Source organism: Phascolarctobacterium succinatutens CAG:287 (assembly GCF_000434895.1).
Classification (GTDB): domain Bacteria; phylum Bacillota; class Negativicutes; order Acidaminococcales; family Acidaminococcaceae; genus Phascolarctobacterium_A; species Phascolarctobacterium_A succinatutens_A.
The window spans coordinates 1,734-24,447 of sequence record NZ_FR892756.1 but is presented as its reverse complement, the minus strand read 5'-3'; the positions used below and the strand labels follow the sequence as shown (position 1 = coordinate 24,447).

Annotated in this window: 23 protein-coding genes; all 23 read right to left on the bottom strand. The window is 47.2% G+C overall.

Features of this window, described 5'->3' with window-relative positions; all coding sequences use genetic code 11:
• Positions 1-21 precede the first annotated feature (21 nt).
• Positions 22-2,124 carry an elongation factor G gene (gene fusA, locus BN587_RS01295; protein WP_021719358.1) on the bottom strand — a complete coding sequence of 701 codons (2,103 nt, stop codon included), beginning with the start codon at positions 2,122-2,124 and terminating at the stop codon, positions 22-24.
• A gap of 35 nt (positions 2,125-2,159) precedes the next feature.
• On the bottom strand, positions 2,160-2,630 hold the full coding sequence (gene rpsG / locus BN587_RS01290; protein ID WP_009144757.1) for a 30S ribosomal protein S7: 471 nt from the start codon (positions 2,628-2,630) through the stop codon (positions 2,160-2,162).
• A 46-nt stretch (positions 2,631-2,676) separates the two neighbouring features.
• Positions 2,677-3,057: a 30S ribosomal protein S12 gene (gene rpsL, locus BN587_RS01285; protein WP_009144758.1), complete on the bottom strand. Its 381-nt coding sequence runs from the start codon at positions 3,055-3,057 to the stop codon at positions 2,677-2,679.
• Between the two features lie 52 nt (positions 3,058-3,109).
• On the bottom strand, positions 3,110-3,379 hold the full coding sequence (locus BN587_RS01280; RefSeq protein ID WP_244944637.1) for a ribosomal L7Ae/L30e/S12e/Gadd45 family protein: 270 nt from the start codon (positions 3,377-3,379) through the stop codon (positions 3,110-3,112).
• Between the two features lie 276 nt (positions 3,380-3,655).
• Positions 3,656-3,988, bottom strand: coding sequence for a hypothetical protein (locus BN587_RS01275; protein WP_021719356.1), 333 nt, complete (start codon positions 3,986-3,988; stop codon positions 3,656-3,658).
• Between the two features lie 29 nt (positions 3,989-4,017).
• Positions 4,018-4,539, bottom strand: a complete 522-nt coding sequence (locus BN587_RS01270; RefSeq protein ID WP_021719355.1) for a nitroreductase — start codon at positions 4,537-4,539, stop codon at positions 4,018-4,020.
• A 120-nt stretch (positions 4,540-4,659) separates the two neighbouring features.
• Positions 4,660-5,883 carry an exo-beta-N-acetylmuramidase NamZ family protein gene (locus tag BN587_RS01265; RefSeq protein ID WP_021719354.1) on the bottom strand — a complete coding sequence of 408 codons (1,224 nt, stop codon included), beginning with the start codon at positions 5,881-5,883 and terminating at the stop codon, positions 4,660-4,662.
• 151 nt (positions 5,884-6,034) lie between these two features.
• Positions 6,035-6,382 carry an arsenate reductase family protein gene (locus BN587_RS01260; RefSeq protein ID WP_021719353.1) on the bottom strand — a complete coding sequence of 116 codons (348 nt, stop codon included), beginning with the start codon at positions 6,380-6,382 and terminating at the stop codon, positions 6,035-6,037.
• Between the two features lie 12 nt (positions 6,383-6,394).
• The gene (locus tag BN587_RS01255; RefSeq protein WP_021719352.1) at positions 6,395-7,549 is read right to left on the bottom strand and encodes a S41 family peptidase; all 1,155 of its coding nucleotides are present in this window, start codon (positions 7,547-7,549) and stop codon (positions 6,395-6,397) included.
• Positions 7,550-7,574: 25 nt separating this feature from the next.
• Complete coding sequence (locus BN587_RS01250) at positions 7,575-8,720, bottom strand: murein hydrolase activator EnvC family protein (RefSeq protein WP_021719351.1); 1,146 nt, start codon at positions 8,718-8,720, stop codon at positions 7,575-7,577.
• A gap of 14 nt (positions 8,721-8,734) precedes the next feature.
• Positions 8,735-9,622, bottom strand: a complete 888-nt coding sequence (gene ftsX, locus BN587_RS01245; RefSeq protein WP_044483908.1) for a permease-like cell division protein FtsX — start codon at positions 9,620-9,622, stop codon at positions 8,735-8,737.
• Positions 9,612-10,289 carry a cell division ATP-binding protein FtsE gene (gene ftsE, locus BN587_RS01240; protein ID WP_303684774.1) on the bottom strand — a complete coding sequence of 226 codons (678 nt, stop codon included), beginning with the start codon at positions 10,287-10,289 and terminating at the stop codon, positions 9,612-9,614. Before ftsE ends, ftsX begins: the two co-directional genes overlap by 11 nt.
• A gap of 25 nt (positions 10,290-10,314) precedes the next feature.
• Entirely contained in the window at positions 10,315-11,397 is a 1,083-nt protein-coding gene (gene csaB / locus BN587_RS01235; RefSeq protein WP_021719348.1) for a polysaccharide pyruvyl transferase CsaB, read from the bottom strand.
• Positions 11,394-13,493, bottom strand: a complete 2,100-nt coding sequence (locus BN587_RS01230) for a DUF5693 family protein (protein WP_044483907.1) — start codon at positions 13,491-13,493, stop codon at positions 11,394-11,396. The genes csaB and BN587_RS01230 overlap by 4 nt, the downstream gene beginning before the upstream one ends.
• Positions 13,494-13,521: 28 nt before the next feature.
• Positions 13,522-14,626, bottom strand: a protein-coding gene (gene prfB, locus BN587_RS01225; RefSeq protein WP_187363676.1) for a peptide chain release factor 2 whose coding sequence is annotated in 2 segments (ribosomal slippage) — positions 13,522-14,556 and positions 14,558-14,626 — 1,104 coding nt in all. Because the reading frame shifts where the segments join, the coding sequence is not laid out codon by codon here.
• 118 nt (positions 14,627-14,744) lie between these two features.
• Positions 14,745-17,204 carry a preprotein translocase subunit SecA gene (gene secA, locus BN587_RS01220; RefSeq protein ID WP_438356933.1) on the bottom strand — a complete coding sequence of 820 codons (2,460 nt, stop codon included), beginning with the start codon at positions 17,202-17,204 and terminating at the stop codon, positions 14,745-14,747.
• A 130-nt stretch (positions 17,205-17,334) separates the two neighbouring features.
• Positions 17,335-17,874, bottom strand: coding sequence for a ribosome hibernation-promoting factor, HPF/YfiA family (hpf, locus tag BN587_RS01215; RefSeq protein ID WP_021719345.1), 540 nt, complete (start codon positions 17,872-17,874; stop codon positions 17,335-17,337).
• Between the two features lie 201 nt (positions 17,875-18,075).
• A complete protein-coding gene (locus BN587_RS01210; RefSeq protein ID WP_021719344.1) occupies positions 18,076-18,483 on the bottom strand; it encodes a GNAT family N-acetyltransferase in 408 nt (135 codons plus the stop codon).
• Entirely contained in the window at positions 18,483-18,836 is a 354-nt protein-coding gene (locus BN587_RS01205; protein ID WP_021719343.1) for a CGGC domain-containing protein, read from the bottom strand. The genes BN587_RS01210 and BN587_RS01205 overlap by 1 nt, the downstream gene beginning before the upstream one ends.
• Positions 18,833-20,032 (bottom strand): hypothetical protein, encoded by a 1,200-nt coding sequence (locus BN587_RS01200; RefSeq protein WP_021719342.1) that lies wholly within the window; start codon positions 20,030-20,032, stop codon positions 18,833-18,835. The genes BN587_RS01205 and BN587_RS01200 overlap by 4 nt, the downstream gene beginning before the upstream one ends.
• A gap of 222 nt (positions 20,033-20,254) precedes the next feature.
• Entirely contained in the window at positions 20,255-21,028 is a 774-nt protein-coding gene (locus tag BN587_RS01195) for an ABC transporter ATP-binding protein (RefSeq protein WP_021719341.1), read from the bottom strand.
• Between the two features lie 2 nt (positions 21,029-21,030).
• Positions 21,031-22,086 carry a FecCD family ABC transporter permease gene (locus BN587_RS01190; RefSeq protein WP_044483905.1) on the bottom strand — a complete coding sequence of 352 codons (1,056 nt, stop codon included), beginning with the start codon at positions 22,084-22,086 and terminating at the stop codon, positions 21,031-21,033.
• A 2-nt stretch (positions 22,087-22,088) separates the two neighbouring features.
• A partial coding sequence (locus tag BN587_RS11275) for an ABC transporter substrate-binding protein (RefSeq protein ID WP_303684773.1) occupies positions 22,089-22,714 on the bottom strand: 626 nt, incomplete at its 5' end.

Here is a 22,714-nt window from a genome sequence, read left to right as displayed (position 1 = left end):
GGTTGTTTGTTAAAACTAGGCTTAGTTGGTGCCTTTGTTTTTAGCAATAATTGCCTCAGCAATGTTTTTGGGAACGTCTTCGTAGTGGTCTACTTCCATGGAGTAGTTACCACGGCCTTGGGTTTTGCTGCGCAGGTCGGTAGCATAACCGAACATCTCAGCCAGCGGAACGAATGCATTGATTACTTGTGCACCGTTACGAGCTTCCATGCCTTCGATGCGGCCACGGCGGGAGTTAACGTCGCCGATTACGTCGCCCATGTATTCTTCAGGAACAGTAATTTCTACTTTCATGTAAGGCTCAAGGATAACCGGGTTAGCTTTTTCAGCACCAGACTTGAAGCCCATAGAACCGGCAATCTTAAATGCCATTTCAGAAGAGTCGACTTCATGGTAAGAACCATCATAAACAGTAACTGCGATATCAACCATCGGATAACCGGCAACTACGCCGTTCTCCATAGCTTCTTTAACGCCTGCTTCTATAGGAGCGATGTATTCTTTAGGAATAGCGCCGCCAACAACTTTGTTTTCAAACAGGAAGCCTTCGCCAGGTTCACGCGGAGCGATTTCCAGCCAGCAATGACCATATTGGCCTTTACCACCGGACTGACGAACAAATTTACCTTCGGATTTAACAGCTTTGCGAATGGTTTCGCGGTAAGCAACCTGCGGGTTACCAACAGTGCAGCCTACTTTGAATTCGCGCAGCAGACGGTCAACAATGATGTCCAGGTGAAGCTCGCCCATACCGGAAATAATGGTTTGGGAGGTTTCAGGATCAGTGTGAACACGGAAGGTCGGATCTTCTTCTGCCAGTTTTTGCAGGGCGATGCCCATTTTTTCCTGGTCAGCTTTAGTTTTAGGTTCAACTGCAACGGAGATTACAGGATCAGGGAATACCATAGATTCGAGGATGATCTCGTTTTTCTCATCGCAGAGAGTATCACCGGTAGTGGTGTCTTTCAGACCTACAGCAGCTGCGATATCACCGGAGTAAACTTGTTCAATTTCTTCGCGGTGGTTAGCATGCATTTGCAGGATACGACCGATACGCTCGCGTTTACCTTTAGTGGAGTTATATACATAAGAACCAGCAGTCAAGGTACCGGAGTATACACGGAAGAATGCCAGCTTACCAACAAACGGGTCGGTAGCAATCTTGAATGCCAGTGCGGAGAACGGAGCTTCGTCGCTGGACGGACGCTCGTCTTCTTCGCCGGTTTCAGGGTTTACACCTTTGATGTTAGGAACATCGGTCGGTGCAGGCATGAATTGGATTACAGCGTCCAGCATCGGTTGAACGCCTTTGTTTTTGTATGAAGAACCGCAGCAAACCGGAGTCATTTTGCAAGCGATAGTTGCTTTACGGATACCAGCCAGGATTTCTTCTTCGGTCAGCTCTTCGCCTTCCAGATATTTCATCATCAGCTCGTCATCGGATTCAGCAACAGCTTCAACCAATGCTGCACGGTATTCGTCAGCTTTCTCTTTCATGTCAGCCGGGATTTCTACGAACTCTTCTTCTTTACCGAGTGCATCATCATAAACGATTGCTCTCATTTTGATCAGGTCGATCATGCCTTGGAAAGTATCTTCAAAGCCGATAGGCAGTTGAATAGGTACTGCATTGGCATTCAGACGAGTCTTCATCATGTCAATTACACGATAGAAGTCTGCACCGGTAATATCCATTTTATTTACATATGCCATACGGGGTACATGGTATTTGTCAGCCTGACGCCATACGGTTTCAGACTGAGGCTCAACACCGCCCTTAGCACAGAAAACTGCAACGGAACCATCAAGTACGCGCAGGGAACGTTCAACTTCTACAGTGAAGTCAACGTGGCCCGGGGTATCAATGATGTTGATACGATGTTTATCGAATTGGTGCTCGGAACCTTCCCAGTAGCAGGTGGTTGCAGCAGAGGTGATGGTAATACCACGCTCTTGTTCCTGAACCATCCAGTCCATGGTAGCAGCACCTTCATGGGTTTCACCAATCTTATGTACTCTGCCGGTATAGAACAGAATACGTTCGGTGGTGGTGGTTTTACCAGCATCGATGTGAGCCATGATGCCGATATTTCTAGTTCTCTCAAGCGGAATTAATCTGCCCACTTCTTTATCCTCCTCAAATTAACTGAGACAGGTCATTACCAGCGGTAATGAGCAAATGCTTTGTTTGCTTCTGCCATCTTGTGGGTATCTTCGCGTTTCTTAACAGCTGCGCCAGTGCCATTGGAAGCGTCCATGATCTCACCAGCTACACGCTCGTACATGGTGCGCTCACCACGCAGACGAGAGTAGTTTACCAGCCAACGGATACCCAGGGTGGTTTTGCGGTCAGCACGTACTTCAACAGGTACTTGGTAGTTTGCACCACCAACACGACGGGCACGAACTTCCAGCAGCGGCATTACGTTCTGCATAGCAGCATCGAACACTTCCAAAGGATCTTTGCCAGTCTTTGCACGAACCAGGTCGAATGCATCGTATACAATACGTTCTGCAACGCCTTTTTTGCCGTCGAGCATAATTTTATTGATAAATCTAGTTAAAAGCTTAGAACCGTACACCGGATCCGGCAGTACGTCTCTTTTAGTTACAGGGCCTTTTCTCGGCATGTGTTTCCCTCCTTAGGATTAAATCATTCTTAATGTTTTCTTGAAATTATTTCTTTGCTTTAGCACGTTTTGCACCGTACTTGGAGCGAGATTGGTTGCGGTTAGCAACGCCTGCAGTATCAAGAGCACCACGAATGATATGGTAACGCACACCAGGAAGGTCCTTGACTCTTCCGCCTCTGATCAGAACAACACTGTGTTCCTGAAGATTATGGCCGATACCCGGGATATAAGCAGTAACTTCGATGCCGTTGGTCAAACGTACACGAGCTACTTTACGAAGTGCAGAGTTAGGTTTCTTCGGGGTAGTGGTGTAAACACGAGTGCAGACGCCACGTTTTTGCGGGCATTCTTTCAATGCCGGTGCAGTAGATTTGCTTTTCAGAACCTCTCTACCTTTGCGAACCAATTGGTTAATTGTAGGCATATCGGCACCTCCTTTCCAAACAATTAGATTTTAATGATTATAAAAACTCGGCTCACGCCAAGCCCTTATCGGCTTTAAGTATCGCAGCCGCTGCTGCTTTGACGTTTATGCCGCAGGCTCTGCCGATTTCCAGCATCGTTTCTGTGTTTTCAACCGGTACTGAATTTTCCCGACACAGTTGCATCAGCCTGCCGGTAACTCTCTCGTCCGCATCACTTGCGATATAGACGACAGCGGCAACTTGTCTTGCTACAGCTTTTTCTGTCTGCTTAACGCCTACAGTATGCTTTTCAGCTTGCTTTAAAGCTTCAAGTGCCATCATGTTACCTCCTTCATCGAGCGCATAGCTCTCCCGCGATACTTGTATATTGTAACATCTCATGCACAGCCTGTCAACACTTTTTAGCAACTTTTTTTAAAAAATTAGTAGCGCTTTCTGCCGTGTTAATGCGCTTCTTTCTTTACACGTGGCCAAGTGTTTCGTTGACTGTTTCTTCATACATAAAGTACACCCAAGGAGTACTTTTTCAACAGAGCATTCACCTTAAATATCGCATAAAAAAAGAGCTGTCAACACTTCTGACAGCTCATATGTATATTATTTTGCCACGCCCGGGAAGGAAGAAACGTATTTGATTTTTATATCCGGAAAACTATCAACAAACTGAACTCTGAAATCTTCACCGTACTCAACAAATTCCCACTCGCCTATATTATTGGGAAAACTTTGGACAACCTTTACCTTAAGATCCGGGAAACTGTCGACAACCTTTACCTTAATATCGGGAAAGCTGTCAACAATTTTCACTTTGCCGCACAGCTTGATATTTTTGTAGTAGCCTGCGCTGTTGATAGGAGTGGCAGCTCCTGCAATACAGGGGAATGCAGCAACCAGCAGCAGACTTAAGCAAAGAGCAGTTTTTTTCAGCATTCCTCTTCCCCCTTTCGTTAAGGACGCTTTTATTTTACGTAAAATACACGGTTTGCTTTACGCGGAGCAGCCTGAGGCACAGATCCGTCAGTATAACCGAGGATGCAGTGGCCTACGCCTTCATACTCTCCCTCAACGCCCCATTCCTTCAGCAGCTGTTTGCCTTCTTCGGAAGCAAACTCTTCCTTAGCACGGTTAATCCAACAGCTGCCAAGGCCTACAGCATGAGCTGCCTGCATCAGGTTGCCCATGATAAGGCTTGCGTCATAAATAGCATTCTTGTTGCTCTTCGGCGCCAGCACAATCAAAACAACAGGCGCACCATAAAACGTATCACTCTTCGTACCCATGATAGCACGGTTCATCTGCGACAGCTTGTCGCGCACCTCTTTATTCGTAACCGCAACAATAATCGAATCCTGCTCGCCATGACCACTGGCAGCATAAAGGCCGGCTTCAATAACCTGGTCAATCAACTCCTGCGGCACCATGTCTGCCTTATATTTGCGGACGCTTCTGCGTTCCTTTAAAGCCTGTAATTCTGCATTCATTATATGTCAGCTCCTTATCATCAATTATTTTTTGATATTACGCTATATTATTTTTATTCTTGCCTGCGGCATTATTATCCTGCTTGAGAATGCAACAAAACTGTTAATTTCTCTGCAACTTTACTTGTACAGCAGATAAGGCTTTACCTGCTGCGCGAAAGCTGAGCACTCCTGATGCCAGCGCGCAAAAGCTGTTTTTGGTGCTTCACCTTCACGCAGGCTGCTTTCACCCAAAGCTATATCAAGCTTATAGCCCTTACTACCATAGCCACGCTCCGGTGTTTTAATCTGCTCAGGATATAAGCTTTTAAATGTAGAAAACAAAATATAATCCAGCTCAGGCAGATTAACCCTACGCGCATCAGTAAGATAAATTTCTACACCTTGTACCAGCTCACCCTGATAAGCACCATAGCGCGGTGTAAAGCGCGCTGCTCTAAAAGCCACGCCTGCAAGCTGCTTTTCATCGAAGGCTGCCTTTACGGCATCTGCATCAGCAAAGGGTGCTCCCAGAAAATAAAACGGTTTAGCTGTCCCGACACCCACGGAAAGATTACTGTCACCGCTTACACCGGTAGTGCCATACAGGAAAGCGGTCGCCGCCGTAGGAATCAATGGTGATGTCTGCACCCACGGCAGGCCTGTATCCTGCCACAGCTGGCTGCGATGCCAGCCCTTCATAGGTATAACTTTCAAATCGCATTCAATATGCTGCGTACTATTGATAAAGCGGGCAAATTCACCAATCGTCAAGCCATGGCGCAGCGGTAGCTCATAAAGACCTATAAAGCTTTTATATTCCGGCTTGAGAACCGGTCCCTGAATTGTTCCACCTAAAGGATTGGGGCGGTCCAAAACGATAACCCGTTTCTTGTCTTTGGCGCATTCTTCCATTATATACGCAAGCGAAGAAAAATATGTATAGTGACGAATGCCGACATCCTGAATATCAACCACCATAGTGTCAATCTCATCCAGCATTTTTGCCGTAGGCCTGCGATTTTCTCCATACAGGCTGTGTACAGGTATATCCTTATAGGTGTTACTCTCAAAGGTTTCGCCTGCCGCCACAGCGCCAAACAGACCATGCTCAGGCACAAACAGTGCCGTCAGATTGTAGCTCTTCTGCAGCAGCTCTGTGCTGCTGCGAAGCTTACTGTCCACGCCGGACTGATTGGTAAACAGTCCCAGTCTTTTTCCGGCAAGCAGCTGCTTAGCAAAAGGCTCATCAATGCGTTCAATACCTAATACAACTCTTTTTTCCCCGGCTGCCGCAAAGCTTGTTGCTGCAAACAGCACTATCAATAAACTGCATAATATCCATATGCAAAATGACTTCTTCATTAAATCCCTCCCAAAAATAATTCTAAATATATTTTAGCACATTTGCCGTTTCCGTGAAGGTAAAGTAAGCTGTACTTCCGAAACAGAAAAAACAGACAGACCTGTCACATAAGTTCTGCCTGTTTTTCCAAAGTTATTTTAAATTAATATATCAAAGCTTCTCGTCATATTCAGCCTGTTTAAAGCCAACCAACACGCCGCCGTCATAAATTACCAGCGGACGTTTTACAAGCATACCATCGCTTGCAAGCAGCTCCAGCTGCTCGTCCTCGCTCATTGTCGGCAGCTTGTCCTTAAGTCCCAGCTGCTTATACAAAATGCCGCTGGTATTGAAGAAGCGTTTCAGCGGCAGGCCGCTGGCTTCGTGCCAGGTACGCAGCTCGTCAACCGTCGGATTATCAGTCTTGATATCACGCACAGTAAAGCTCAGGCCTTTAGCCTGCAGATACTGCTCTGCCTTTTTGCAGGTAGAGCACTTAGGATAGCAAACAAATAACATCTTTATACCTCCTTACTGTAGCTGCTGCAGCAGGTAATCCTCTGCCGCCTTCAGCTGAACATCAACGGTAGCGTCATCTGGCAACTCCACCTTCACATCAGGCTCAATGCCTACATTATGAATAGAAACGCCGGACGGAGTATAATATTTAGCCACCGTAATTTTTACTGCAGTATTATTGTCCAGGCGATATACAGACTGTACACTGCCCTTGCCAAAGGTTTTTACACCAAACAGTTTCCCACTCTTGGTATCCTTAATAGCACCGGCAACAATTTCGGACGCGCTGGCACTGCCATGGTCGACAAGCACAGCCAAAGGATATTTCACCTTTTCCAGACTTGATGTTTCTTCAAATTTGTTGCCGTTTTTATCTATAACAGAAACAATAGGCCCTTTAGGAACTAGCATTTTGGCAACATCAACACCTGCATCCAAAATACCGCCAGGATTTTCGCGCAAATCAAGCACTAAGGCCTGCATACCCTGCTTTTCCAGCTCAGCATATTTTTTGGCAAAGTCATCACCAGTGTTTTCATTAAATATAGCAATTCTTATATAACCGATTTTGGTATTCGCCAGCATTTGTCCTGCAACAGAAGGATTTTTGATTTCAGCTCGTACTACATTTACCTTACGCAGCTTTCCCTCTTTATCCTTGAGCTCCAGCGTAACTGTTGTTCCGTATTTTCCGCGGATTTTATTGGCTACCTGCTCCATATTCATCTCACGCGTAGACTTGTCATCAATAGCAGTAATAATATCACCGCTCTTAATGCCTGCCTTCGCACCAGGGTTATCCTCCAAAGCAGAAATAACCACATAGTCATTACCGCGCTTACCAAAAACAATACCAATGCCGCCAAAACTGCCAACTGTCATTTCGCTCAGCTGCTGAAAATCCTTCTTGTTCAGATAAACTGTATAAGGATCACCAACAGACTCTACCATGCCTTTAAGTGCACCATCGAACAGTTGGTGATTGTCAACCTCGCCGTTATAATTGCGCTTCAAAAGCTTCATAGTGCGTAAAAAGCGCACTGATTCCGAAACACTGCCAGTCAACCTGTTTAACAGCACAGCTTCAGTCCCTACGATTGCTGCAGTAGTCAACACCGCTGTCAGCAGGCAGCAGGCTGTAAGCTGCCATCTTCTTTTTCCAAACAATTCTATTGCCTCCGTTTTCTGTCTATCATGGCAAATAATTTAACGGCTCTGTAAGCTCTCCATGCAGACGCACCTCAAAATGACAGTGCGGACCGGTAGAATAACCGGTACTGCCTGCATAAGCAACAACTGTGCCCTTGCTTACATATTGCCCCTCACCAACATTTAACGCCGAATTATGTGCATACAGAGTTACAAGACCGCCGCCATGGTCAATCATTATGCAGTTGCCGTAGCCTCCGAGCCAGCCGCTGTAAACTACAGTGCCGCTGTCAGCAGCATGAATCGGCGTTCCTGAATCAACAGCAATATCCATACCGCTATGGTACTTGGTTGTACCGAAAATCGGATGCGTTCTCCAACCATAGTAGGAGGTAATCGGACCGTTACAAGGCCACATAAACTGACCTGTACCGCCTTGTCCTGCAGGAGCACCGCCGCCTGCATTTTCCATATTACGCAACATAGAGGCGATATTTTCCGAAATAGCCAGCAGACGCTCATATTCCTCCTGGCTGGACTGCTCTTCCTCCTGTGCCTTGTAAAGCATATAGGCACGCTGCTCACGCAGCTTATTTACTTTAGCCTTTTTTGCTTCCAGCTCTGTCTGGGTAGCCTTGATTTCCTTCATTTCAGCTGCCAGCTGCTCTTTGCGGCTGTTGATTTCCGCAGCATCCTGCTTCAGCTTTTCCAACAGCTCCAGGTCGCGGCTGATGATTTTTTGCAGCAAATACATGCGCGAGGAAAAATCACTGAAATCCTTGGCACCCAAAAGCACATCCAGATAATTTATCTGGCCGTTGATATAAATATCACGCAGACGCTTGCGGTAAATCAACATCCGCGCCTGCATTTCCTGTTGCTTTTTCTCCAGCTTAGCCTGGTTATCATTTATTTTTCCCTGCAGAGTATCGCTTTTTTTCTGCAGATTATTAGCCTGTGATTGCAGCTCGTTAAGACTGCTCATAACCTCGCTAAGCTCCGCGCTGGCGCTTTCAGCCTTCCTGCGCGCCTGCTCCTTGCGGGTCTGCATCCGCTCCATACGCTGACGTACATCGTTAAGCTCCGCACGCTTGTCGTCAGCAGTATCGGCAAAGCACATGGCTCCGTAAAGCGGTAGCACCGCCAGCCATAATGCCAGCAGCAGACCGCCCAGCTTCTTTTTCTCCATCACTTCTGCCTCCCTTAAACGCGCAAGAACTTACGCAAGGAGATATAACTGCCCAAAGCGCCGATACCGGTACCTGCCGCCAGTAAAAATATTGTTACATAAAACAATAAGGGAGATGTGGGCAGTAACGGCAGAAAGGCCAGAGTAGCATGGATTCTTTCCAACAGGCCGGCGTAAAGACTGTTAATGCAGACAGATGCAATCACAGCTCCGAAAAAGCCTAAGGTCATTCCTTCCAGCAAAAACGGCCAGCGGATAAACCAGTCGGTTGCACCTACATATTTCATAATGACAACTTCCTTACGGCGGGCAAAAACCGTCAGACGGATAGTATTGGAGATAATAAACAGCGTTGCCATAGCTAAAAATATAACCAGCACAATGCCGCCGAAGCGCAATATTTTTGTCAGAGAAAACAGGTGCTCCACAACCTCCTGACCGAATTTAGCTGTTTCTACCTTAGGCAGCTGTCCGATAGAAGGCATGATAACCTTGATGCGCTCTGGACTATCCACCTGCACCTCAAAGGAATTTGGGAACGGATTATCCTTGCCCAAGCTGTTGAGCAGCTGCTCCTGATCGCCAAGACGCTCCTTGAAGCGTGCCAGAGCCTGCTGCTTGCTTACCGGCGTTACCTTGACTACGCCGGGCATCTTCTTCAGCTTCGCCTCTACTGCTTTCAGCTCCTCCGCAGAGGCATTATCCTGCATATAGACCGACACCTGTACCTGACTTTCCAGATACTGTGCCAAATTGTTGGTGTTGAGAAAAATCAGCAGAAACATTCCCAGCACTAACAGCGAAACCGCTACAGTCGAAATAGAAGCAAAGCTCATAAAGCCGTTACGTCTGATAGATTTATAGGTTTCCTTAACAAAATATTCTTTTGTACTAAAGCTCATAGCCATATACCCCGCTTGCTTCATCACGTACGATATGCCCGTTCTCTATGGCTATAACGCGCTTGCCCATGGCATCAACTATTTCTTTATCGTGAGTTGCCATGACAATCGTAGTTCCTTCAGCATTAATTTCCTTAAAGATTTCCATAATATCCCAGCTTGTTTCCGGGTCCAGGTTACCTGTAGGTTCGTCAGCAATTACCATAATAGGATCGTTGACAATAGCACGGGCAATAGCGATACGCTGCTGCTCGCCGCCGCTCAGCTCATTAGGATAAGCATCAGCACGGTGACGCAGGCCGACAAGATCCAATACGTTCAACACTCTGCGCTTAATCTTGCGGCGCGGTGTTTCTATTACCTCCATAGCAAAAGCTACGTTTTCATAAACAGTACGGTCCGGAAGCAGACGGTAATCCTGGAAAATTATGCCCAGCTGACGCCTCATATACGGAATCTCATTGGGTGTCAGCGATAAAATATCCACGCCATTAACAAAAATGCTGCCCGTGGTCGGCAGAACCTCACGGAACAGCATTTTGATAAAGGTAGACTTACCAGCGCCGCTAGGTCCTACAACAAAGACGAATTCGCCTGGTTCAATATGAATATCGACGTTCTGCAAGGCAACAGACCCACCGGGATATACCTTGCTTACATCAGTCATTTTCAGCACTACCTTCAATCTCCTCTCAATTTAATAAATCAAAGGCTTCCTTTGCATTTAAAAAAGCTTTCGCTCTCAATGTATTCAAAAGTCCATGAGCAGCATTGGCAGATGCCAGCGCCTTGCGTGCAGACGCAACTACCTGCGCAGCCTGCAGTGTTTCCACAGCTCCTGCGCTGATGCCGTTAATGTCTTTAACAAAGCCGTCAATTTTAGGGTCATAGGATACAGCCACAAAAGGCAGCTCCATAACTGCAGCAAAAATCAGTGCATGCAGACGCATACCGATAAGCAGATTAAAGTTACCCATCAGCGACAAAAACTGCTCGGTATCACATCCGGTTTCCAAAACAGTACTGTCTGCCTTGCTCCTCATAAAGTGCTGTAATCTGTTGCAGGCAGCCACATCCACAGGATATTGCAGCGGCAGCAGCACAATATGTGCCTTATATTCACTAGCCAGAATATCCGCAGCCTTAGCCAGCTCCAGCAGGTACTTATCATCCTCCTGCCATTTACGTACACTTATAGCTATCAGCATTTTATCTTGCGGCACCCCAAACTGCTGCAACAGCTCGAGTCCTTTTTCCTTACTTTCCTGCGGCAAAGTCAGCACAGAATCGGCTGTCAGCTGCACCTTTTCCGCCGGCACACCGATGCGACGCAGTTCATACAAAGAATCTTGATCACGCACGGTAATTAAATCCACCCGGCTGCAGATAAATTTAGTCAGCCTGCGCATAAGTCTGTTATGGATAGGTCCTATACCCTGACCGAAAAGCATGACCTTTTTTTTGAGCAACAGGCCCAAAGCCAGGATAAACAGATAATATAACAGACTGCGCTTGCTGGTAACATCCTGCAGCAGACTGCCACCGCCGCTGAGCAGCAGGTCGCAGTCCATGAGGGCAGCAAAAATTTTGCAAAAGCTGAAACGATGAAGAGAATTCACCTTGTGTCTTGCGGCAGTAGCGGGCGGATTGCCTGAGATAACCGTCAGTTCCACGGTCTTTTCCGTACTGCGCAAAGCCTTAATGATCGCGGTCAGCATAGCTTCATCTCCGGCATTAGCAAATCCATAGTATCCGGAAATCACGATCTTACTCATTCTTCAAGGTATCTCCTTCTAAACTTAACAACTAAAGGCAACAGCATGCCAAGCACCAGTACAGCGATTACGCCGAATACAACGCCAACAGCATAGCCGTCGAGAGCACGTACAAAGCTCATAACAACCGGTGTACGCATATGACAGAAGGTCTGCACCAAACTCCCCTGTCCGATAACGGCAGCACAGGTAAGTACAAACTGCCACCAACGTGGTGCGCAACGGTAAACAGCAAGCACTGCCACGAAAAATGCCGGATGACCGATCATAAATTCTTTTTCGCGCGGACGTGCATACATCAGTTGCTCTAAGAAAGCACGCATCTTCAATTCAATTGCCGGCACAGGCACACCGCCGGTGTGACCGCTGCGGCCGACAAAATAATAAGCAATAAACAGCAGTACCGCAAGCACTGCTACATGGCGGAAGGTAATCTCTGTATCAAGCAGACCGTTCAGGCGCTCCCACAGAGTTTTCAATCCCTTGCCCACAACCTGCAGCAAATCATAGCGTTTCATAAAGAGAACTGCTGTCAGCATAACCGGCAGAATAAAGGTCAGCTTTACGCCACGGTAGATATCAATTTCCAGCAGGAAGCGGCTGTCCGTCAATATCGCAGACAGGAAGGCTGCGCCCACCAAAGACAAAGCAATAGCCAACGCCAGCTGCCAGATACCGTTCCAGCAAATAGCAAGCAGGTTGTGCTTATCACTCGTATTTTTATCCCAAATGTTAAAGATAACATTCATCGAAAGCACCGGGAAAACACTTGCTGCCGCCAAAGCCAGCAGCTGACGTGTAAACAGGCCGCGGCCGATAAACAGCAGTGCCAGAGCACCGGCAGAAAAAATTGCCCACAGTGCTATTTGCTGCTTACCGCCCAAGTTAAAGAGCAACGCAAGATACAGCACTACACCGGCGGCAATCGCCAATACAATAGGAATAAAGCTTACCTTAGCGGGGAAATACGGTGCAAAGCCATCTTTGTTTTCGGCGCTGAAAACGCCTGCTTCGCCGATAGTATAGCCACGCGCTTCAACGCTGGCCTTAATATCACGCACATATTTCAGGTTAGTCTTCATAATATCCTGACCACCCTCAGGCATCAGGAAGGGACGGATATAGTTCACACGGATATTGCGCTCCTCGTCCGTCAGCGCCCAACGGCGCAAAGCCTCGCCCACGCTGATTTTCTTCTGCTCGGTCGGGTCGATAACATAGGAACGGGCAGCCTTATAGTCATTGAACTCAGCCAAAGGCAACAGACCGTCGATTTTGGCAAACTGCAGCTGGGTGTAATGCTCCAGCATTACCAGCGTCATGTTGTTTTCCTGCATACGCTCGCCCAAATGCTGCATTTTGTTAGGATAACCCACAACCTCGGTGCCGCAGGGCATCAGAGCATCAACCGGTACACCTGCTTCTTTAATGCGGGCAAAAATGCTGTCAATCTGCTCATCCGTTACATCTACATAATTTTGCGGACGTACGATAATTTTGAAGCCCAACGCAGCAACCTTACGCATATCCTGCACCGGCAAGCCTAACGGAGCCTGCAGCAGTCCCTGAGGCTCATCGTATTTGCCATCAGGCAGAAGTGTAGTGCTGCCCTTGATTTTGATAATACGCGGATTTTCACTTACAACCTTCACACGTTCAGCACCGTAGCGCAGGCACAAATCCTGCTCTACATCATCTAAGACAGACTGCTTGTCAGTAGCAGCAACGTAAGCAGCATTTTCTTCAACATCGCCGACGCCTACATTAGCGAAAACACCCATGCCGGAACCAAGCGCAGCTGCCTGACGCAGCTCACCGCCTGTTACCGTCTGGATTTCGCCGTTTTTAGTCAGGCGCTCCAGCGTAGTATCGAAAATCATCAGCGAGTTTATGCCTGCATCCTTAAACTGACGCAGTACATCCTCCTCCGGCAGGCCCTGCAAAGCAGCCAGCTTACGTAAGCCCTCGTACTCCATAGCCATTTCTACAGTATTGTTTTTTTGTTCAACATCGTGACGGACAACGTTCAGCCATAAGGCAGAAACAAGACCGATTACGATTACTGCCAAAAGCAAAGGATTATATCGGCTTTTCATAAAATTCACCTGTCCAGACCTCGCTTTATTAAACCTTTTTCTGCTGACTGCGCAGATATGCTTCTACGAACGGCATCAGATCGCCATCCATAACAGCCTGAATGTTACCGGTTTCGCAGCCGGTACGATGGTCCTTAACCATAGTATAGGGCTGGAACACATAGGAACGGATCTGGCTGCCCCATTCGATATTCTGGTAATCACCGGCAATATCGCTGACAAGAGCATCCTGCTTAGCCTTTTCATATTCATATAATTTTGCACGCAGCATCTGCAGGCAGCGCTCACGGTTCTGAATTTGGGAACGCTCATTCTGACATTGAACGACGATACCCGTCGGTTCATGTGTCATACGTACAGCAGAGGAGGTTTTGTTGACGTGCTGACCGCCGGCACCGCTGGAACGGTAAACATCGACGCGCACCTCATCCATATTAATATTTACATCAACAGTATCATCCAGCTCCGGCATTACGTCTACCGCAGCAAAGGAGGTGTGACGACGGGCATTGGCATCAAACGGAGAAATGCGCACCAGACGGTGTACACCCTTTTCAGAGCGTAAGAAGCCATAAGCATTGTGGCCGTTAACCTGAATGGTAGCACTTTTTACACCAGCCTCATCACCCGGCTGATAGTCGAGCATTTCCAACGCAAAGCCGTTTTGCTCAGCAAAACGGGTAAACATACGCAGCAACATGCTGGTCCAGTCCTGCGCTTCGGTACCGCCGGCACCTGCATGCAGTGTCAGGATAGCATTATTGGCATCATATTCACCGCTGAGCAGCATACCCAGCTCCAAGTGCTCCAGCTCGCTGCGGCATTTTGCCAGCAGCTCATCCATTTCAGGAAGCAGGCTTTCATCATTTTCTTCGGCAGCCATTTCCTGCAAAGCTTCCAAATCGTCAACACCTGCGCTTAATTTATGGAAACCGTCTACCTCTTCCTTTAAGCTGTTAACGTCCTGCGCAGTTTTTTGTGCCTTTTCCGGATCATCCCAAAAAGTAGGATCACCCATTTTATGTTCTAATTCTGCAATACGATCTTCTTTGACAGCGATGTCAAAGAGATCCCCTCATTTCCTCTAATTTTGCTTGCAGATTTGTAATTTCAGGCTTATATTCTTCAATCAACAAAATTCCTCACAACCTTTCGTGTAGCAAATATTAGTTATTTACGGCCTCAGCCGTTTTGCCGAGTTCTTGCAAACAAGGCGAAAGTAAGTCAGCAGCCAAGGCTGCTGACTTAAAATTATTTCTTGGGTTCAGCTTTCAAATTACCCTCGTCACCCTCAGGAGTCGGGTTATTGGTGGAAGCATTTTCCAGCGGGTCTTCAACCTGCGGCTGGGTAATAACATTGACGCGGTAGATGTAGCGGACAACGTCTTCCTTGATAGCCTCCATCATAGCTTCAAACATATCATAAGCTTCAAATTTGTACTCAACCAGCGGATCCTTCTGACCATATGCACGCAGGCCAACGCCTTCACGCAGCATATCCATAGCATCCAGATGCTCCATCCAGTGGTTGTCTACAACCTTCAGCATAACCAGGTTTTCCAGCTCGCGCATCAGCTCAGGACCGATTGCGTCCTCACGTGCCTGGTAGTTGTCATCAGCAACCTTCTGCAGATATTCAGCCAACTCTTCACGGCTGAGGTTTTGCAGATAATCTACAGTCAGCAGACCGCGCGGAGCATAGAAGTCCTCAGCGTAGTTAATCAGAGCCTGCAGATCCCAGTCCTCAGAGTAAACCTCAGGCGGTGCGTACATTGTCATAGTACGTTCAACGGTTTCATCAACCATCTCTTTGATGGTATCCTTAAGATTTTCCTGATGCAGGATTTTATGACGCTGAGAGTAAATAACCTCACGCTGCTGGTTCATAACATCGTCATATTCGAGAACGTGCTTACGAATGCTGAAGTTACGTGCTTCAACCTTCTTCTGCGCATTTTCAATGGACTTGGTAACCAGGCTGTGTTCAATCGGCTCATCGTCCTCCATGCCCAGCTTATCCATAATGCCGGCAATATTATCGCTGCCGAACAGACGCATCAGATCATCCTCCAGGCTCAGGAAGAACTTGGAAGAACCGGGGTCACCCTGACGGGCGCAACGGCCACGCAGCTGGTTATCGATACGACGGCTTTCATGACGCTCGGTACCGATGATATGCAGACCGCCTAATTCAGGAACGCCTTCACCCAAGGTAATATCGGTACCACGGCCTGCCATGTTGGTAGCAATGGTTACAGCACCGTATTGGCCTGCATGAGAAATAATCTCAGCCTCTTTTTCATGGTACTTCGCATTCAGCACGTTATGCGGAATGTTGCGGCGTTTGAGCATTGCGCTCAGCTCTTCGGATTGAGCAATGGAAGTAGTACCAACCAGTACCGGACGGCCGGACTTATGGCATTCTTCAATCTCGTTGACTGCTGCCTTGTATTTGGCAATACGTGTTTTATAGATAACATCAGGATAGTCAATACGGATCATCGGCTTATTGGTAGGTACAACAACAACCGGCAGATTATAAATCTTCTGGAACTCCTGCTCCTCGGTCTTAGCGGTACCGGTCATGCCGGCGAGCTTTTTGTACATACGGAAGTAGTTCTGGAAGGTAATAGTTGCCAGTGTCTGGCTTTCGCGTTCTACCTTTACGCCTTCCTTAGCTTCGATAGCCTGATGCAGACCTTCGGAGAAACGACGGCCGAACATCAGACGGCCGGTAAACTCATCGACGATGATAACCTGACCATCCTTAACCACATAATCGCGGTCGCGGTGCATCAAAGCCTTAGCCTTCAGAGCGCACATAATCTGGTGGGAGTAGTCCACGCCATGCTCATTGTCATACAAGTTACCGATGCCCAGCATTTTTTCTGCCTTGGCAATACCCTTTTCGGTGGGTGCTACCTGTTTTTGTTTTTCATCAACAGTATAGTCCTCGCCTTCTTCCATGTTGGCAACAACACGGGCCAGAACCTGATACAGCTCGGTGGATTTTTCACCGGGGCCGGAGATAATCAGCGGGGTACGCGCTTCGTCAATCAGGATACTGTCGACCTCATCGACAATACAGTAATTCAGCTCACGCTGAACCATCTGATTTTCATCAACTACCATGTTATCACGCAGATAGTCAAAGCCGAATTCATTATTTGTACCGTAAGTAATATCTGCAGCATAAGCAGCCTTACGGTCGGGGAAGTCCATATCATGCACAATCAGACCTACAGACAGACCGAGGAACTTGTAAATACGGCCCATATCCTCGCTGTCGCGGCGTGCCAGATAATCATTGACAGTTACAACATGCACGCCCTTGCCGGTCAGTGCGTTCAGATATACAGGCGCAGTAGCTACCAGAGTTTTACCTTCGCCGGTACGCATCTCGGCAATTTTGCCGCGATGCAGCACTACACCACCGATTAACTGTACATCAAAATGACGCATGCCGGTAACACGTCTGGACGCTTCACGGACAACGGCAAATGCTTCCGGAAGGATATCGTCCAGAGTTTCGCCCTTTTGCAGACGTACCTTAAACTCACCGGTCTTGGCTGCCAGATTGGCAGAGCTAAGACTTTCCATATCCTTTTCCAGACTATTAATCTTATCTACGATTACACGAATGTTTTTGATTTCTTTTTCGTTGGGGTCACCAAAAATTTTCTTTAAAATGCTTTCGAGCAACACGATCACTCCTTAAAATTATGGTGTCTAAAAAGACTATACACCTAATTTTAAATTATAACAGAATCTCTCTTAAAAAGCAAAAAGCACAGGAGCAAATCCTGTGCTTTTTTGTGAAGTTTAGGTTAAAATATTTGCTTTATTTCAGTTCCGGGCTCAGCAAGCCATATTTACCATCCTTGCGGCGATAAACCACATTGGTAGCACCCAGATCAGGATCGTAGAATACGAAGAAATCGTGGTTCAACAGATTCATTTGCAGAATTGCTTCTTCCGGAGTCATCGGATGCATGATGAAGCGTTTATTCTTGATGATTTCGAATTCGCCTTCATCAGCAGCTTCTGCAGCCGATGCCGGAGCAGGAACAGCGGTATCAGCAAAGTTGCTATATTTTCTCTTCATCAGACGAGTTTTATATTTGTGAATCTGACGTTCAATTTTCTCTACAACCAAATCAATGGAGGAATACATATCTTTCGTGGTTTCCTGAGCTCTCAGCAGGATGCCGCTTGCTGGAACCGTAATTTCTACAATATGGTTACCTTTCTCAACCTTCAGTACTGCAGAAATGTCACCAACAGTCTTAAACTGCTTAGTAACCTTAGTAATTTTTTTCTCCACATACTCTTTCAGAGCCGGGGTCACATCAATGTTTCTGCCTTTTACGTTTACACTCATAATCAATGCCTCCTTTGGTATGTCGCCAAATTGCTTCGGTGCTACCATTTTTCTATCAAGGGCTCGGGCTTTATCCCTTTGCTTCTATATTTCGCTATAGGAACAAAAACTCCTGCTTAGGTTTGCAAAAAATATCTGATTTTCTTAGATTTATCACGATAGTGTTACATTGATTACAGCTTATAAGCGATGTTAACATCCTCATCTTATAAAAGCGCAGCAACCATACTTTTCGACTCTTTTGAACCCAAGGAATTCATAAAAAGCAATATTTTTTTCACTTGCTTCTGTAAGGAGCTGCAGTTGATAGACATCGGCATACTTTTCCATAACCTTCCGCATAAGCTGTGAACCAATGCCATGACGCTGAAATTCCGGCAGCACTATTAAATCCTGCAGAAAAACCACAGAAGCACCATCACCGACAGCACGGAGTATCCCCACAAGCTTTCCATCAGCATAAGCAGCTAAAACATAAAGTGAATTCTTATAAGCTTTTCTTAGCATTGCCGGGTTATTTGTATAATTACTCCAGCCAACACTACTATATAACGCCATAATTTCGGCTTCATTGTAGGTCTTGTATTCTGCAAATCTAAGTATATTCATCAATGCGTACCTTCCACTATCGTTAGTCCCGCAGCCTCCAAGCGCTCGCAAATTTCCGCAATAGTTTTGCAAGTAACAACCTGGCCATCCTGTGTGCGGTGCTTAACACAAACGCCAACATGCACAGCATCAGGCTTCAGGCCGATAATACGTTCCAGCTTTTCTTCGATACCCTCTTGGTATTTAAAGTGGCAGTCACCACAACCGTTGCAGCTCCAATAAGCCTCCAGCTCCAGCGGTTCTTCGCCATATCTGGCAAAGGCACCGCTTTTTGTATTGAAAGCACGCATGCAGGCTGCACCGGTACATACATTATTGGAACGCAGGCAACGTAAAATTACTATACGTTTCATTCGTGCCTACCAAAGTCCTTACTGATTTTGTTCTTAACCTCTCGGCAATCTTCAACAGTCAGACCGATTTTCAGCGCCACATCCTGCCAGGAATTCTTCGGCGTCTTCAAATCAATAATATCCTTAATATCCAGACCGGCCTTTTGTGCCAGCAGATAAGCACTGTTGATATGATGCATTGCGTAACCCATATGCATATATTTTTTCGTTACCTTCTGCGGGATATCCATGCGTTCTGCCAGACGGCGTGCCTGAAAATCCACACAGCGGTCAAAATATACCTGCGGTGTTAAGCCAAGCACATATTTCATACGCTCCCAAGAATATTTATCGCGCAGGTCAATGATTTCCTGCAGTGTCTTTTTACTCATGTAGGCATGCAGGCAGATATCCTCCAAGCCTTCAAAGCCATATTTTTCATATAGCGGCAGCAGCTCTGCTTCATCAAAAAGATAATCAGCGTGGAAAATCTTTACAGCTCTTTCTGCCGTCATGTTGCGCGTATGCAAGCCGGCAAAGCCTGCACCGCTACGCTGGCCGCGTCCTCTGAAAGCGAAAGGCTGACCCTGTTTTTGTTCCTGCTGCAAGCCCAGCTTTTCCTTAACCTGCTGCCAATCACAGGTAACTGTGCGCATTGGCAATACCTGTGCCAAAGTTTTGCCGCTCTCCTTGGCCAGCTTGGCAGCCTGCTGAATATCGCCCAGCGGATAACCCTGTCGCAGATATTTCAGCGCCGTTTCTCTGTCTATCAGGCTGTCTGCAGGCAGATAGCTTGCCTGATATTCCATATATTTTTCGGCATACAGCTTAGGCGTCAACCCTAACTGCGCACGCACCCTGCCCCAGGTTGCAGGCTGACGCAGCTGCAGCACCTTTTCTACCGGCTCACCGGACAGATAAGCATACAAGCAGGCTGTGTTCATATCGCCATAGCTATGACCGATATTCAACAGTCGCAGCATATCAGAATAACGGTAACCATATGCTGACTGCAGTTTTTCCGCAACCTCTGCATTGGAAAGCTGTGGCCGGCGCATGCGCGGCGGCATCGGCGGACGCTTGCCATCCTTGGGCGGCGGCAGCATCATTTTGTTTTCCTGCGGCGGTGCAGGCTGAGCAGCGAAGGCAGCAGGAACTGCTACGCTGCCGGCGAAGAACATGGCCATGAATGCCGGAATCAATAAAAGCTTTTTCATTTTAACCCTCCTTGAACTGAAAAAATATAGTATGTCAAGAAAACTTATATTAGGATAATTGAAGCCGCAGATGGTGCCTTATCCGCCGTCGTCCTACTACAACCCTTATTTTCACGCAAGGCGGCGTAGAAGGTGGCAGATGTGGTTGAAGCGCGACGACGGCGTACTTTTAGTACGTCGAGGAGCGGTGAAGCCGCAGATGGTGCCTTATCCGCTGCCGTCCTACTGCCAATGTTGAGGCAGATACACAATATTTATACGTCCCGTAGACTTTTCTTCATCCACTCTGCAGCGCACCTCATACATATCATAAATAAACTTTTCCGTCAGCAGCTCACGCGGAGTTCCCATGCCAACAATCTGTCCGTCCTTAATTGCTACAAGACGGTCGCAATACATCGCTGCAATATTTAAATCATGTACCGCTGCTACAACAGTCAAATCAAGTGATTTTACAATATCCATAATCTGCAGCTGGTACTTGATATCCAGATGGTTTGTCGGCTCATCCAGCACCAGGCATTCCGTCTGCTGCGTCAGCGCACGCGCCAAAATTACACGCTGCTGCTCGCCGCCGCTCAAGGTAGCAAAGCTGCGTTCTTCGAAGTCCGCCAGACCTACAGTCGCCAACGCTTTGCGCGCGATACGATAATCGTTGAGATTATCACGCTCCAGCATTTTCTTGTGCGGCGAACGTCCCATCAGCACAACCTCCAACACCGAAAAATCAAAGCTGTAAACATTATGCTGTGCTACTACCGCCAGCTGCAGCGCCGATTCACGGTAGGAAAGCTCGTCCAGCGGCGTTCCGTTAAAGGTAATTTTGCCATCTGTAGGCTTCTGCACACGGTAAACACATTTCAGAAAGGTACTCTTACCGCTGCCGTTAGGCCCGATAATGCCCACAAATTCCTTATTATGCAGGCTGAAATCTATTCCCTTAAGAATTTCCTTTGGTCCGAAGGCCATTTTTACTGCTTCTGCTAAAATCTCCATTATCAGTTACCTCCAAAGCCATAGGTTTTCTTAATCATCAGGTAAACGAAGCAGGGCGCGCCGATAAGCGAAATCAAAATACCGATTGGCAGCTCGGTGCGCGGAATAATTACACGGCACAGACCGTCCGCAATTACCAAAAATACTGCACCGGTTAAAGCGGAAACAGGTATCAGTTTTTTATGGTCGGTGCCTACCAGCATACGGATAACGTGCGGTACTACCAGGCCGACAAAGCCAACCATACCTGCAGCATAAACTACAAAGCCGACTATAAGAGAGCTTACCAGCAAATAAATCTGTCTGTAAATATGTAAATCAGTTCCCAAAGTCAACGCAGATTCATCACCTAAAAGCATCAGGTTGAGCATACGGCTCTGCGTCCAGAAGAACATTACTGCCAACACTACGATTGGTCCGATAACTGCCAGTGTTTCCCACTTGGCACCGGCAAAGCTGCCCATCATCCAGTAAGCTATGGTCTGCATGCCCTCCTTATTATTGGCAAAGTAAACGATAAAGCTGGAAAACGCACCGCAGACTGCGCTCAGCGCCATGCCTGCCAAAAGTAGCTTAACGGAATTGCTGCGTCCGCCCAGGTTAGAGATAAACAGTACACCCAGCGACATAGCGAAGGCACCGATAAAGGCTGCAATGCCGACAAAGTTTTCACCCAGCGCCACACCGATACCTAGCAGAATTGCTGCCGTTGCACCCAGCGAAGCACCGGAGGAAATGCCCAGGATATACGGGTCCGCCAACGGGTTCTTTACTACAGCCTGCATGATAACGCCGCAGACCGAAAGCCCCATGCCTACTAAGGCAGCCAATACCAGGCGCGGCAAGCGCAGCAGCCAGATAATATCATGCACCGGTCCGCGGTCAACACCTTCAATAGGCTGTCCGCTAAACAGCTGCTCTATAACAGTATTGTAAATATTTACCAACGGCAGCTTGACTGTACCAATGGACAGTGCCCAAAACAAGGCAATTATCAGTAAAGCAAGCAATCCCAGGCAGATGAACAGGTACCCCTGCTTCTTCAAAAAATCAACCATCATTATTTCTCCTTATACAAATCCGGGTACATTCCGGCCGCAATAATTTTTATGCCATCATAGGTGCGCACGCCTGAGCTGTAAATAGCGTACAGCGGCAAGGCTACAACACGTCCTTCCTTCACGCAGCGCAAATTTTTCAGCGCCTTGTGCTGGGTAACGCGGTCAATCATATCCTGCTCATATCCGTAATGTGATTCAATGACAACCACAAAAATAACATCCGGATCAAGCTCAACGACCTGCTCCAGGCCAATAGCACGCTGCTTTTCTGCCAGCAGTTCACCGTGCAGCTCTTTGACAATATTGCCGGCCAAAGATTTTTCGCCATACACCGTCGGCTCCTTGCCCATAAACTCCAATACCAGAGCACGCGGACGCTTTTGGTAGCCTGCAGTCTGACTGATGGCAAAATTAACCTCCTGCTGCATCTGACCGACAAGCTGCTGCGCCCTTTCGTTTTTGTCAAAAATTTTGCCTAAGTCAAGAATATCCTTGTATTCGTTTTGCAGAGTACGCGGTTTTCCGTCACCTATAGACGAGCGTGCGATAAAGGTATTAACTCCGCGCTTATGCCAAAAATCGGTTGTACGCAACACCTTGGGACCAAAGGTAGAATGCCAGCCGA

Bases quoted from the DNA above. Each gene is read 5' to 3' on its own strand.
- rpsG (WP_009144757.1), bottom strand. From the start codon at position 2,630: ATGCCGAGAAAAGGCCCTGTAACTAAAAGAGACGTACTGCCGGATCCG.
- rpsL (WP_009144758.1), bottom strand. From the start codon at position 3,057: ATGCCTACAATTAACCAATTGGTTCGCAAAGGTAGAGAGGTTCTGAAA.
- BN587_RS01280 (WP_244944637.1), bottom strand. From the start codon at position 3,379: ATGATGGCACTTGAAGCTTTAAAGCAAGCTGAAAAGCATACTGTAGGC.
- BN587_RS01275 (WP_021719356.1), bottom strand. From the start codon at position 3,988: ATGCTGAAAAAAACTGCTCTTTGCTTAAGTCTGCTGCTGGTTGCTGCA.
- BN587_RS01270 (WP_021719355.1), bottom strand. From the start codon at position 4,539: ATGAATGCAGAATTACAGGCTTTAAAGGAACGCAGAAGCGTCCGCAAA.
- BN587_RS01265 (WP_021719354.1), bottom strand. From the start codon at position 5,883: ATGAAGAAGTCATTTTGCATATGGATATTATGCAGTTTATTGATAGTG.
- BN587_RS01260 (WP_021719353.1), bottom strand. From the start codon at position 6,382: ATGTTATTTGTTTGCTATCCTAAGTGCTCTACCTGCAAAAAGGCAGAG.
- BN587_RS01250 (WP_021719351.1), bottom strand. From the start codon at position 8,720: ATGGAGAAAAAGAAGCTGGGCGGTCTGCTGCTGGCATTATGGCTGGCG.
- ftsX (WP_044483908.1), bottom strand. From the start codon at position 9,622: ATGAGCTTTAGTACAAAAGAATATTTTGTTAAGGAAACCTATAAATCT.
- ftsE (WP_303684774.1), bottom strand. From the start codon at position 10,289: ATGACTGATGTAAGCAAGGTATATCCCGGTGGGTCTGTTGCCTTGCAG.
- csaB (WP_021719348.1), bottom strand. From the start codon at position 11,397: ATGAGTAAGATCGTGATTTCCGGATACTATGGATTTGCTAATGCCGGA.
- BN587_RS01230 (WP_044483907.1), bottom strand. From the start codon at position 13,493: ATGAAAAGCCGATATAATCCTTTGCTTTTGGCAGTAATCGTAATCGGT.
- hpf (WP_021719345.1), bottom strand. From the start codon at position 17,874: ATGAGTGTAAACGTAAAAGGCAGAAACATTGATGTGACCCCGGCTCTG.
- BN587_RS01210 (WP_021719344.1), bottom strand. From the start codon at position 18,483: ATGAATATACTTAGATTTGCAGAATACAAGACCTACAATGAAGCCGAA.
- BN587_RS01205 (WP_021719343.1), bottom strand. From the start codon at position 18,836: ATGAAACGTATAGTAATTTTACGTTGCCTGCGTTCCAATAATGTATGT.
- BN587_RS01200 (WP_021719342.1), bottom strand. From the start codon at position 20,032: ATGAAAAAGCTTTTATTGATTCCGGCATTCATGGCCATGTTCTTCGCC.
- BN587_RS01195 (WP_021719341.1), bottom strand. From the start codon at position 21,028: ATGGAGATTTTAGCAGAAGCAGTAAAAATGGCCTTCGGACCAAAGGAA.
- BN587_RS01190 (WP_044483905.1), bottom strand. From the start codon at position 22,086: ATGGTTGATTTTTTGAAGAAGCAGGGGTACCTGTTCATCTGCCTGGGA.